Annotated in this window: 10 protein-coding genes; 1 reads left to right on the top strand and 9 read right to left on the bottom strand. The window is 74.5% G+C overall.

Annotated features, from left to right (window positions below):
- Nucleotides 1-77: 77 nt before the first annotated feature.
- From AB0N04_RS31760 to AB0N04_RS31790, 7 genes are all read right to left on the bottom strand, one after another.
- On the bottom strand, nucleotides 78-899 hold the full coding sequence (locus AB0N04_RS31760; protein WP_360222175.1) for a sigma-70 family RNA polymerase sigma factor: 822 nt from the start codon (nucleotides 897-899) through the stop codon (nucleotides 78-80).
- Nucleotides 900-1440: 541 nt separating this feature from the next.
- Nucleotides 1441-1932, bottom strand: a complete 492-nt coding sequence (locus AB0N04_RS31765; RefSeq protein ID WP_360222172.1) for a hypothetical protein — start codon at nucleotides 1930-1932, stop codon at nucleotides 1441-1443.
- The gene (locus tag AB0N04_RS31770; RefSeq protein ID WP_360222169.1) at nucleotides 1929-2993 is read right to left on the bottom strand and encodes an SCO0930 family lipoprotein; all 1065 of its coding nucleotides are present in this window, start codon (nucleotides 2991-2993) and stop codon (nucleotides 1929-1931) included. The genes AB0N04_RS31765 and AB0N04_RS31770 overlap by 4 nt, the downstream gene beginning before the upstream one ends.
- Before the next feature lie 136 nt (nucleotides 2994-3129).
- Nucleotides 3130-4566 carry an NADH-ubiquinone oxidoreductase-F iron-sulfur binding region domain-containing protein gene (locus tag AB0N04_RS31775; protein ID WP_360222166.1) on the bottom strand — a complete coding sequence of 479 codons (1437 nt, stop codon included), beginning with the start codon at nucleotides 4564-4566 and terminating at the stop codon, nucleotides 3130-3132.
- Complete coding sequence (locus tag AB0N04_RS31780) at nucleotides 4563-5480, bottom strand: hypothetical protein (RefSeq protein ID WP_360222163.1); 918 nt, start codon at nucleotides 5478-5480, stop codon at nucleotides 4563-4565. The genes AB0N04_RS31775 and AB0N04_RS31780 overlap by 4 nt, the downstream gene beginning before the upstream one ends.
- Nucleotides 5477-6883, bottom strand: a complete 1407-nt coding sequence (locus AB0N04_RS31785; protein ID WP_360222160.1) for a DUF1996 domain-containing protein — start codon at nucleotides 6881-6883, stop codon at nucleotides 5477-5479. The genes AB0N04_RS31780 and AB0N04_RS31785 overlap by 4 nt, the downstream gene beginning before the upstream one ends.
- Before the next feature lie 102 nt (nucleotides 6884-6985).
- Nucleotides 6986-7738 carry a DUF4142 domain-containing protein gene (locus AB0N04_RS31790; protein WP_363365628.1) on the bottom strand — a complete coding sequence of 251 codons (753 nt, stop codon included), beginning with the start codon at nucleotides 7736-7738 and terminating at the stop codon, nucleotides 6986-6988.
- 350 nt (nucleotides 7739-8088) lie between these two features.
- Here AB0N04_RS31790 and AB0N04_RS31795 point away from each other — a divergent pair, with 350 nt between their 5' ends.
- Nucleotides 8089-8991, top strand: a complete 903-nt coding sequence (locus AB0N04_RS31795) for a LysR family transcriptional regulator (protein ID WP_360222154.1) — start codon at nucleotides 8089-8091, stop codon at nucleotides 8989-8991.
- Nucleotides 8992-9105: 114 nt separating this feature from the next.
- Here the strand turns inward: AB0N04_RS31795 and pstS are convergent, their stop codons facing one another.
- Nucleotides 9106-10290: a phosphate ABC transporter substrate-binding protein PstS gene (pstS, locus tag AB0N04_RS31800; RefSeq protein ID WP_360222151.1), complete on the bottom strand. Its 1185-nt coding sequence runs from the start codon at nucleotides 10288-10290 to the stop codon at nucleotides 9106-9108.
- A 144-nt stretch (nucleotides 10291-10434) separates the two neighbouring features.
- Nucleotides 10435-12180: a beta-galactosidase gene (locus tag AB0N04_RS31805; RefSeq protein ID WP_360222148.1), complete on the bottom strand. Its 1746-nt coding sequence runs from the start codon at nucleotides 12178-12180 to the stop codon at nucleotides 10435-10437.
- Nucleotides 12181-12186: the final 6 nt, after the last annotated feature.

Consider the following 12186-nt stretch of genomic DNA (forward strand, 5'->3'; position numbering starts at 1 on the left):
GCCCGGACCGCCTCCCGGCGGTCCGGGCCGACCGCTCCGGCCGGGCCCCGCCGCCTCCGGCGCCTGTCGGCGGCGGCTCAGTGCGGCCGCACCGGCACGTGGCGCAGCGGCACCATCGTGGAGGTCCCGATGCTGGAGTTGGCCCGGCGGAACTGTTCCGCGACCCGCCCACAGCCGGGGCACTCCTGCAGGTGCCGGGCCAGCTCACGGGCCCGGCGGCGGCCCGGGCGGCGGGCGGCTCCGGTCAGCACCGACGTGAAGTACAGGCACCCCTGCCCCGTGCCCTCGTCCAGGTGCGCGCTCAGGTACGCCTCGCGCAGGCCCCCGCGGGCGCGGGCCGCGAGGGAGCGCACCCCGCTCGGGGTCATGCTCATCCGCTGGGCGACGGTGGCGGCGGACTCGCCCTCGACCACGAAGAACCAGAGCAGCACCTGCCACCGTTCGGGGAGGGCGCGGTAGGCGCCGGCGATGAGCGCCGTCTCCTCGGCCGCGAGCAGCGCGTCCTCGGTCTCGGCCTCGTCGGCCAGGCACTCCGCCCAGGTGTGGAAGTCGGCCGCCAGGACGACGCGGTCCCTGGTCTGGGCGCTCCACTCCATGGCGGTCCGGCGGACGCAGGCCTTCAGGTAGGGGCGCCAGGCGTGCCGGGGGCCACGGCCGCGGGCCACGGACTGGTAGGTGCTGGCGTAGGCCTCGGCGGCGAGGTCCTGGGCCGTCTGCTGGTCCCGGCAGAAGTGGCGGGCGTAGGCGAGCACGGCGCCGTGGTGCCGGGTGAAGACCTCGGCCATGACCTCCCGGATGCGGGAGGCGCCGGTCGGGGTCGGTGTGGTGAGCACCTCCGCGAGTTCGGCGTCGCTCAGGGCGCTCAGTCCCGGTTCGCGGGTGCTGGTCAGAAGGGTCACCTTGTCCTCCTCGGCTATGGCCTTCGTCCGGCGGGGAGCTCGCGGGCCCGGCCGGTGGCACGGCCGCAGGGGCCGGAGTCGCCTGGACGAAGGTCGCGACGGCGGTCTGCTGCTGGGCCGTCGGGACGGTGTGGCGGGAAGGGCCTCAGCACACCAGTCCCACGGGTTTCGGGGCAACCGTCCGGGGGGAGCCGTGCGCCGGGTGATTCCGGATCCGAATGTGCGGAGTCGGTGTGCGGCCCGCCGGGCGGGTCCGGGGTGGTGCGGGAGGGACCCGGGGGGTGGGCCGCGGCCCCGTCCCGGCCCGTGGCGAGGTCTCGTCAAGTGCCGGGGCCCCCGGATAACAGAAAAGGTCATACGGCATTCGCATGGTTGAACGACCCCCGCCGGCCGGGGCATGACACCGTGCCAGGCGTGGTCCGTACCAGCGTACTTGGGGCGGCCGCGCCGCCGGACGTACGCCGGCGAGGGCCCCCGCCGGCCCGACGCCGGTGGGGGCCCTCGCCCTTGTCGTCACTGCTCTCGCTGCCGCCCCGGGGCGTCACCCGCCTTCCGTGTGCGCGTGTCCGCCGGTGTGGTCGGCGCCGCCGACGACCGTCCCGCCGAGCAGCCCGTGCAGGAGGTCCGTGGTGGCGTCGGACAGCACCACCACCCACTCGTCGCCGACCAGGTACGACCCGCCGTAGGCCCGCGCCTCCTCGATCCAGGCCTGCTGGGCGCGCGGGGTGGGGAAGGTGGCGATCCAGGTCTCCTCGCCGCCGACGGTGCACAGGCCCTGCCGGAGGTCCGCCGCGTCGGCGGTGATCTCCGCCGCACAGCCGATCCGCTGCGCCAGCTCCTCGACGGAGCTTCCGCCCGGTCTCCGTGCGGCCTGCACGGTGCCGGCCTGCGAGGTGCCGGCCAACCCGCCGGATCCCCAGAGCAGTTCGGTGGCCCCGAGGGCGAGCAGGACGGTCAGCGCGGCCCACTTGAGCGGGGCGCCGACGCGCCGGCCGGGGCCGGCCTGCGCGAGGGCGGGGCCGGGAAGCCTCACTTGCCCGTCGCCGGCTTGCCCTGCGGGTTGATGGCCGTCCACTGGTTCCCGGCCAGTCCGTTGCCGAGGGCGTCACCGTAGCCCTTGTCGCCCGAGTAGACGTACACCGGCGTGCAGTTGATGCTCAGCTGCCAGGTGCCGTCCGGGCGCTGCATCTTGCCGACGAGCTTCGGGTCGACGCCCTTGATCTTGGCCGGGTCCACCGGCGCCGCGGGCATCCAGGTCTTGAGGCAGTCCCCCTCGCAGTTGGAGCGCATGGGCCAGGCGGTGTCCTTCCCGTAGTGGTAGAGGGTCCGGCCGTGGGCGTCCACCATGATCGGGCCGAGCTGGGGGTGGTCGAAGATCGAGAGCTGCACCCCGGCCGGGGGCTGCGGGGAGGACGGCGGCATCGGGGCGGCCGTCGCCGTGGGCGCGGCGGTGGGCGTGGCCGTGGCCGTCGCGGACGGTTGGGCACCGGCACCGGCGCTCGCGGCCTTCGACCCGTCCGGCGCCAGGGCGTGCCAGGTGCCGCCCACGCCCTCACCCTTGGTGTCACCGGGCGCGGTGTCCTGCGCGTAGCGGTAGGCGGGCCAGCCACCCACCGTCAGCTGGTGGGAGCCGTCGCCCCGGACGATCTCACCGAGCTTGGCCTGGTCGATGCCGGTGCCCGCCATGGTCATGGCGTCCTTGGTGACGGGCGGCCAGGTGGTGGCACAGGCGCCGGCGCAGTTGGACATCGGCGGCTTGGCCGTGTCCTTGTCGAACCGGTAGAGCGTGAAGCCCTGGCCGTCCGTCAGGACGGAGCCGAGCTTGTCGTCCACCCGGACGGCCAGCTGCCCGCCGGGTCGGCCGCCGCCGGCCGCCGGCGAGGCCGAGGCCGAGGCCGACGATCCGTAGTCGCCGTAGGAGCCGTAGCCACCGGCCGGGGCCGGCGCCGTCGCCCCGGCCAGCTGCCCGGGGTCGGTGCTCCCCTTGGCGGAGTCGGCGCTGCTGCTGCCGTTGCCGAAGGCCGCCATCAGCACGAGGCCGGCCAACAGGAGGCAGACCGCCACCAGTCCGTAGCGTTTCGTGGTCGTCGTCAAGGTGTTCCTTGCCTTTCCATCGATGGAGCCAGGGATCCCACGGGCGGTACGAGCCCGGGATCCGAAGGGGTACGGGACCGGACCGGTCGGGTCCGGAGCGGGTGGAACGGTGGCGCGCGGGCCGCGGCGCGGCGGCTCACTGGATCCGCAGCGCCAGGGCCGGGCAGCGGTCGACCGCGCGGGCCGCCTGCTGGAGCAGCTGCGGCGGGACGGGCATCACACCGGCGGAGGGGAAGCCGTCCGCCTCCAGGCTGATGACCTCGGGCAGGACGCTGGTGCAGAGCCCGTGGGCCTCGCAGAGCGTCCAGTCCACGACGATGCTCCCGGCGCTCTCCACGGCCGGCATCGGGAGCACGCCCTGCACGGGCCGGCCGCAGCCGTAGCGCTGCCCGTGCAGGTGCAGGTCCTCGTCGAAGACCTCCAGGGCCGAGGCCACGAACCGGGAGGCCGCATCGGGGTGGCTGCACGCACCCCGGCCGGTGACCGCCCGCATCCTGGTCTCGACGACGTCCAGGGCGGCCCGGCCGCCGCCGCGCACCACCTCCTCCAGCGCCTTCACCAGGGCCGGCAGCCCGAGGTAGCACGGCCCGCACTGGCCCGCCGTCTCGTCGGCCAGCCAGCGGGCGACCCGGAGCACCTCGCCCAGCGGGCAGGTGGTGTACGGCAGCGGCAGGATCGCGCCGGCGCCCAGGGCCCCGCCGAGGCTGCGCAGGGACTGCCGGGACACCTCCGCGGTGGCGGCGGCCGCCGGGGTCAGCCACGTGCCGTGGTAGCCGCCGGTCAGCACGCCCTGCCCGGCGTCCAGGCCGAACATCGCCAGCAGCTCGCCGAGCGGGACGCCGGTGGGCGTCTCCACCACCCGGGAGCCGGCGAGGGTCAGCAGGACCGTCCCCGGCTCCGCGGGGGTGCCGACCTCGCGGTAGGGCAGCGCCCCGAGGCGGGCCGCGACCGCGAGCTGCGCGTAGGTCTCGGCGTTGGAGAGCAGGGTCGGCACTCCCCGGACCCCGCTGTCGCTGGTCCGCACGCCGCCGCCGCGCGGCAGGGCGATCCCGTTGGAGATGCCGCGGGCCAGCGCGCTCCCCTCCCCCGAGACGAACCGCTCGGGGAGCCGGACGACGGACACCGGCACCCGGGTGACCCTCCGCTCGGCCAGCGCCCTGCGCAGCGACTGCTCGGTGTCCCCGCGGGTGACCCCGAGCGTCACCTGCTCGGCGTCCAGGGCGTCCGCCGCCAGCAGGGCGCCGTCCAGGACGAGGTGCGGGGTGCGCAGCAGCAGGGCCGCGTCCTTCAGGCAACTCGGTTCTCCTTCGGTGCCGTTGACCACCACGACCGGGCGGGCCCGGCGCCGGGCGGCCGCCTTGACGACGGCCCGGAGCTTGCGGGCGAACGGGAAGCCCGCCCCGCCCCGCCCCCGCAGGTCGACGTTCTCGGCGAGGTCGGCCAGCTCGTCGGCCGGCAGCGTCGGCATCCCGCCGTGCACGACCAGGTGGGCGCGGTGGTCCAGGCGCTCGTCGCGTTCGAGGCCGGCGAACAGGACCGGCCGGCCGAGCCAGGCGATCGGTGCACCGCTCATCCGTCCCGTCGCCGCCGTCCGGTGCCGAGGCCGACCCGCGGCCGGTCGGCCGCCTGCGCGCGGCCCGGGGCCGCGGGGCGGATCGGGGCGGCCGGGCGGACGGGGGCGCCGGGCCGGCGTTTGCTGCCACCGTTGCGCAGGGCCATCCGCAGCCCGAGCACCACGATCACGCCGACCACGGCCGCTCCGTAGAGGACGGAGACCCAGGGGGCGGGCAGCCGGCCCGCGTGCAGGCCGTGGACCAGGGCGGCGCCCCACGCCGGGTAGGCGCAGATGTGGACGATCCGCCACCGCCGCGCCCCGCCGGTCCGGGCCAGCAGCCCGCGGGCCGCCCCGGCGAGGGCCACGGCGAGGAGCAGGTAGCCGGCCAGGACGCCCAGTCCCAGGACCACCGGCCGGTGCGGGTCCGCGAAGGGGACGAACGCCGCGAGTGCGCCGATCCGGTGCTGGATCAGGTTCATCCACACGTGCAGGACGAGGAAGACCACGCCGGCGACGCCCATCGCCCGGTGGATCGCCTGGGCGGCCAGCCGGTGGACGGGGTAGAGCAGCAGCCGGTCGGTCGCGGCGAGGCCCCACAGCACCGCGGAGGAGAAGGACACCAGGGTGATGACCCCGGCGGCCACCCCGAGGAACGCCTGCAGCGCGCCGTTCACCGCCACGGCCGTCAGGCCGAGTGCCACCGCGAGCACCGGGAGCAGCGACCAGGCCCTGCGCGCACCCGGGCCGCCGGGTTCGGGGCGGTCCCCGGCGGTGCCGTCCGGCACCGGCTCCGCGCCGGCGACCCGGCGCACCTGGCGTCCGCGGCCCGCCCTGCGCGCCCGGCCGGCCCTCGCCGGCCCGGCGGCCGAGTGCCAGGCCAGGCGTCCGTCCTCCGTCACCATCGCAGAGCCCTCCGGGCTGGTCGGGGTCATCCGCAGCGACGCCCCTCGTTGATGCAGCTCGCCATCTGGTCCAGCAGGTTGCGGTTCATCACATTGATGAAGTCCCCGTGGTCGGTGATCGGGTTGTGGAGCTGCTCGGGGAAGGTGTCGACGGCGAAGCGCACGCCGGACGGCACGTCGTAGGCGACGCGCTCGGTCAGCTGGGGGATCGCCCGGAAGTTCTTCGGGCAGCTGCCGTCCGCCCGGGAGAAGGCGGTGTGGGTGCGGTGGTTGGCGCTGTCGACGTTCCGGCCGTCCCAGCAGTCCGGGAACTTCAGGGTCCGCACCACCCGGCTGCCGTTGGGGCAGATCGGGTACTTGTCGGCGAGCTGGCGGTCCTCGAAGCCGGTGCAGCTCCAGGAGGCGTGGGCGTTGGCCGGGCCGTTGGTCAGCGCCTTGGCGTCGCCGGTGATGATCCGCAGGAAGCGGGTCATCGGCTGGACCTTGTTCCCGGCGGCGGAGGAGTAGGTGATCCCGACCTCGGCCGGCTGCAGGATGCGCCCCACGTTGCGGTCCTTCCCGCCGCCCGGCGCCTTGGCGTCCTTCTCGGCGACGCCGTCGAGGACTCGCAGCACCGGCCAGTAGTAGGCCGACTGGTCGCCGTTGGAGCAGGTGGTGCCGGCGCCGGCGAGCTTGCCGTTGGCGGAGAACGCGTCGGTGACGAGGTTGCCGACGTAGTCGTGCATGTGGTGGGCGCCGTTGCTCACCCCGGGCGCCACGATCACGTTGTCCGGGTTGAGGTGGCGGTTCTCGTTGCGCCCGCACTGCGAGGTGAAGGTGCCGGTGGCCGGGCCGGTGCGGCTCGGTTTGGCGGTGTTCGGATTGACGGTCCTGATGTCGACGAAGCCGCGCCCGAGGCCCTGCTTCCCGCCGGCCGCCGCCGCGTTGCGGTCGGCCGCCGCGCTCTTGTCCTCGGGGGCGTAGTCCTGGGCCGAGGAGTCGACCACCAGGTCGTGCCGGATGGCGCAGGTGGCGAGCCCGGAGACGTCCTCGGGCAGACCGGAGTCGGGGCCGGCACTGGCCGCGAGCTTGCGCAGGGTCGCCGACCGCTTGTCGGCCAGCTCGCCCATGACGCGCTGCTCGCCGCCTCCGGCGCCGGGCTCGGAGAGGCTGCGGTACGCGTCCGCCACCTGGACGTCGAGGTCGGCGAGGTCCTGGCCGACCTCGGGCTGGGCGGCCTCCGGCACCGAGGCCAGCGCGTCGCCGACGTCCGCGCAGGCGACGGTGCCCGGCTGGGTGCCGGCCGCCTGGGAGGCGGACTGCGGGGAGCGCGACGGGCGCTGCCCGGCGAACGCGGCCGCGGCGAGCACCGAGGCGCCGCTGACCGCCAGTATCCCGGCCAGCAGAAGGGCGAGTGCCTTCCGCCTGGCCGTGTCACGTTTGTGAATCCTCATCTTGGCACCTTCGGAACGGGATCGGGCCTGTGGGACAGGCGGGGGAATTCCTCTTCGCCGCGGGCGTGGGGGCAGCCGCGCGACGGGCGTTCAAGACACTCCCTAGCGCTGGGTCGCCGGGCCGGACGCGGGGCCCTGGCTCGGGCTCGACGGCGGGGAGGCGGCGGTGGCCGACGGTCCGGAAAGGTCCCCGAATTTCACCAGGCCGGTTTCCTCCAGGACCGTCATGTGGTCGAGCACGGTGGAGTTGGCCGTGGTCGCGAGATCGCGGACGGTGGAATTCTGGGTCCCGGCGCGCACTTGGGCGACCACCGCGAACACCTGGCCGTGGGCATTGCGCACGATGTTCGCGAACAGCCGGTCGAATTCGGGCCCCTGGGCGTCGTCCAGCTGTTTCAGCCACGCCTTCTGCTGGGCGGAGGGTTCTTCCGGGACGCCCAGGCCCAGGGTTCTGGCCGTGTCCAGCACGGCCCGGTCGAGGTCGGTGTGTCCGTCGATCAGGTGCTGGCCGGCGGTCCTCACCTCGGCCGTGCCACCCTTGGCGACGGCCATCCGACCTGCGGGGATCTCCCACAGACCGGCCAGCCGGACCCGTTTGACGAAGTCCCGGTCGAGCGGGGTCAACGGCCCGGTCGGCGTCTGCACCGTGCCCGGCGACGCCTCCGCCCGCGGCGCGGTGCGGTACGAGCCCGCCGACCGCAGGACCGGGATCGCCAGGGCCGTCACCGTGAACACCACGGCCACGACCACGAGCAGGGTGGCGAGCCACCGCGGGGGGCGGTTCGCGCGGGGAATCCCGTAGACGGCCTTTCCGGGTTCGCGTTTCTTCCTCGAAGTAGACATCGACTTCCTCATCACGCCGGGATTCCGTTCACCGCCACCGGGCGGAACGGTTCGACGGCGTGCGCGCCGCGAAACCTCCCGGGAACCACCGGCCACTGGCGGGCCGGTCACCGTGAAAAGAGGCCGGAACCGGGGTTTCGTCCCGCGACTTTGCCCATCCTTTACCGACGGCGTTCGACGACGCCACGGCGGAGGGCCTTTCCCGACGCTTGTTCGACAATCCGTCAGCATGTGCGAGACGGCGAGGGAAGGCCACTGTGGCGCGAAGCCCGACAGGCGGTACATTGCCCTACCGGTCGGTACCGCAAGGCGCCGCACCGGCCCCCCGTGCCCCACTACCGTCCGGACGCGAGCGAGGCCATGTGCGACTGAACCTCAATCAACTGGCGATATTCGCCAAGGTCATCGAGTGCGGCGGCTTCTCCGCGGCGGGCCAGGTGCTGTTCCTGAGCCAGTCCTCCGTGTCGAAACAGGTGCAGAACCTGGAAATAGCCCTGCGGACCCAGCTGGTCGACCGCTCGGGCCCGAAGATCCGTCCGACCCTGGCCGGCGAGGTCCTGCTCGCGCAGTCCAGGGAGGTGCTCGCGCTCGCCGACCAGGCCGTCGCGGCCGTCCAGGCCGCGACCCTCCTCGCCGAGGACCCGCTGGTGATCGGCAGCACCAGCACGATCAGCGGGCACTTCCTGCCCTCCGTCCTGCTCGAACTGCGGCAGCGGGCCCCCGAGGTCCGGTTCAGCCTCGTCGTCGACAGCGCGGACCGGCTGGCCCAGGCCCTGGAGGAGGGCCGGATCGGTGTGGCGCTCAGCGGCGGCCCGCTGCCGCCCGGGCGCTACCGGGCGGAACGCCTCGCCGGCGACGACATGCTGCTCGTCTGCCCGGCCGACCACCCCCTGGCGGGGCGCGAGGTCACCCCCGCCGAGCTGTCGAACGAAACGTTCCTGCTGCGCGAGGCCGGGTCCCAGACGCGCCGTCAGCTCACCGACCTCCTGCACGGCTGGGAGCTGTCCGGCGCCCGGACGCTCGACCTGTGGGGCACCGAGGGCGTCAAGGAGGCCGTGCGGATCGGCCTGGGGGTGGGCCTGGTGGCGCACCGGTCCGTCCGCCTCGAACTCCGGCACGGCGAGCTGGCCGAGCTCCGGATCCACCCGGCCCCCGAACGCCGCACGGTGACGGCCGGCTCCACGCTGGCCCGGCCCCTGACGGCCTGCGAGCAACTCCTGCTCCTCGCACTCCGGGACGTCACCCGCGCACCCGCGCCGGTGTGACCTGCTCCTCGAAGGTGCGGCCCCCGCGGAGGCGCCACCGGTCCGCCGCCCGGCGGTGGGCGGCGGACCGGTGGGCGGCGGACCGGTGGGCGGCGGACCGGTGGGCGGCGGGTTTCAGGAGAGCTGGGACACCACCGCACCGACCTTGCCGGTGATCTCCGCGGGCAGCGGGACGTATCCCTTCGCGCCGATCGCCTGCTGGGCGGCGTCACTGGCGGTGTAGGTCAGGAAGGACTTGAGGGCGGGCAGGGTGGCGGCCTTGTTGCCCTTGTCGCACACGATCTCGTAGGTGACCAGGACGATCGGGTACGCGCCCTCCTGCTTGGTGGCGTAGTCGAGGGTCAGGGCGAGGTCGTCGCCGGTACCGGCGACCTGGGCACCCGCGAAGGTGGTGGCCGCGTTGGCGGCGGTCGCGTCGACCGGCTGCGACGCCCCGGTGGCGACGGCCGCGCTCTTCAGACCGTTCGTCTGGGCGTAGGACAGCTCCACGTACCCGATGGAGTTCTTGTTCTGCTTCACCTGGGCCGCGACCCCGGCGCTGCCGTTGGCCGACTCGCCGCCCTTGCCCGCCCAGGTCTTGCTCGGCGGGTACGGCCAGGCCCCGCCGGAGGTGGCGGCGAGGTAGGAGGTGAGGTTGGCGGTGGTGCCGGAGTCGTCCGAGCGGTGGATCGCCTCGATCCCGGCGGTCGGCAGGGTGACGCCGGGGTTGAGCGCGACGATCGCGGGGTCGTTCCACTGGGTGATCTCCGAGTTGAAGATCTTGGCGATGGTCGGCCCGTCCAGGACCAGCTTGTCCACGCCCTCCGCGTTGAAGACGATCGAGACGAGGCCCGCCACCATCGGCAGGTCGATGCCCTGGCCGCCGGTGCAGACCTGCTTCGTGGCGTCCACCTCGGCCGGCTTCAGCGCCGTGTCCGACCCGGCGAAGGCCACCTTCCCGACGGTGAACTGCTGGATGCCGGCGCCCGAGCCACCACCGCCGTAGTTGATCGTGATGCCCTGGCAGGCGGCGCTGAAGGTGGTCTTCCAGATGTCGATCGCGTTCGCCTGCGCCGTCGAGCCGGCCCCCAGGACCTCACCCGACCCGTTGCAGGCGATCGGCGATCCGCTCGCCCGGGCGCTCGCCGGGCTGCTCGCCGCGTCGCTCGCCCGGACGACCGCGGGGCCGCTCGCCTGCCCGGTCGACGCCGAGGTCGGGGTGTTCGAACCGGATCCGCACGCCGCGACCGACACGAGGACGGCGGCCGCGGTGGCGGCGTGGCGGAGGGTACGGCCGGGGAGGGTGGCCCGTCGGGGCATGCGCGGTCTCCTGGACGACGGTCGGCGGGGGACGCGGCCATCCTCGGCCCGCCTACCGGGCACGCCCGGCGACGACATGCCGCACACACGCGCCGTAGGTGAGGTGTTCACCTGCTGTACACCCACGGCTCCCCCGCGTGGGCGTCAGTCCTCGGTCGGGCCCAGGTCGGGGCGGTCGCGCAGCTCGACGGTGGGCGCGGTGCAGGCGTGGAGCTCCAGGACGGTGACGTCGTTGGCGCCGGGGCGGAGCACCGGCGCGGGGACGTACAGGGTGGCCTGCGGGCCGCGGGACCAGTAGCGGCCGAGGTTGAAGCCGTTGATCCACACCTGGCCCTTGGTCCAGCCGGGCAGCGCCAGGTACCCGTCGGCGGGCCGCTCGACGTGCAGCCGGCCCCGGTGGAAGGCCGGACCGACGACGGGGGCGGCGGGCGCGAGGGCGAGGCCGTCGAGGGTGTCCAGGGGCAGCGCGCGGCTGGACCAGCCGGCCGGCTCCTCGCCGTTGACGGTGACCGGGCCCAGCAGGCCCTTGCGGTCGTGGATGCCCGTCCCGTAGTTCACCCGGCCCTGGTTCTCCACCAGGACGGCCAGCCGCGCCCCGCGCCGGGGGGCGGTGAAGGCGATGGCGTGCTCGTGGTCCTCGCGCTCCAGGACGCCGACGGGCTGCCCGTCGACGAAGACCTGGGCGCGGTCGCGGACCTCGCCGACCCGCAGCACGGCGGGCCCGGCCGCCGGCAGGTCCGTCTCGTACAGCACGAAGCCGAAGGACCGGCCGAGCAGCTCCATGCTCAGCGGCCGGTCCGCGGCCACGGCCGGGCCGAACAGCTGGTCCTGGCCGAACAGGCCCGCGCAGGAGTCGAGTTCGACGGTGACGGGGGCGAGCTTCGGGCCGGGGGCGGGCACCGGCTCGGCCGGGACGGGCGCGTGCCGGGCGATGACCTCGCGGAACGCCCGGTACTTCGGGGTGGGGTCGCCGGCCTCGTCGAGGAGCGAGTCGTAGTCGTAGGAGGTGACGGTGGGCCGGTAGGTGCCCTTGTCGTTGGCGCCGTTGGTGAAGCCGAAGTTGGTGCCGCCGTGGAACAGGTAGACGTTGACGGAGGCCCCGGCGGCGAGCAGCCGGTCCAGGTCCGCGGCGGCGTCGGCCGGATCGCGGGTGGTGTGGGTGGCGCCCCAGCGGTCGAACCAGCCGATCCAGAACTCCGAGCACATCAGCGGCCCGGTCGGCTGGTGCCGGCGCAGCTCGGCGAGGCCGGCCTCGACCCGGCTGCCGAAGTTGGCGGTGCGCAGCACCCCGTCCAGGCCGCCGCGCCCGAGGTCGGCGGGCTGGTCGCAGGTGAACAGGGGGACGTCGACGCCGTGGGCGCGCAGCAGTGCGGCGAGGTCGGCGAGGTAGCCGGTGTCCTCGCCGTACGCGCCGTACTCGTTCTCCAGCTGGACGGCGATGACCGGCCCGCCGCCGGTGGACAGGTACGGCTTCAGGGGCGGGAGGAGGTCGGCGAAGTAGTCGTCGACGGCGCGGAGGAAGCGGGGGTCGCGGCTGCGCAGCCGGATGCCGTCCTCGGCGAGCAGCCAGGCGGGCAGGCCGCCGCCCTCCCACTCGGCGCAGATGTACGGGCCGGGCCGCAGCAGCACGTGCAGGCCCTCGGCGGCGGCCAGGTCGAGGAAGCGGGGCAGGTCGAGACCCCCGTCCCGCCGGAACTCGCCGCGCCGGGGCGCGTGGAGGTTCCAGGGGACGTAGGTCTCGACCGTGTTGAGCCCCAGCAGCCTCGCCTTGTGGAGCCGGTCGGCCCACTGCTCCGGGTGGACGCGGAAGTAGTGCAGTCCGCCGGAGAGGATGCGCAGCGGGCGGCCGTCGAGGCGGAAGCCCTCGTCGGCGATCTCCAGTCGAGGCATGCCGGG

The sequence above is a fragment of the Kitasatospora sp. NPDC051702 genome, assembly GCF_040681575.1.
Taxonomy (GTDB): domain Bacteria; phylum Actinomycetota; class Actinomycetes; order Streptomycetales; family Streptomycetaceae; genus Kitasatospora.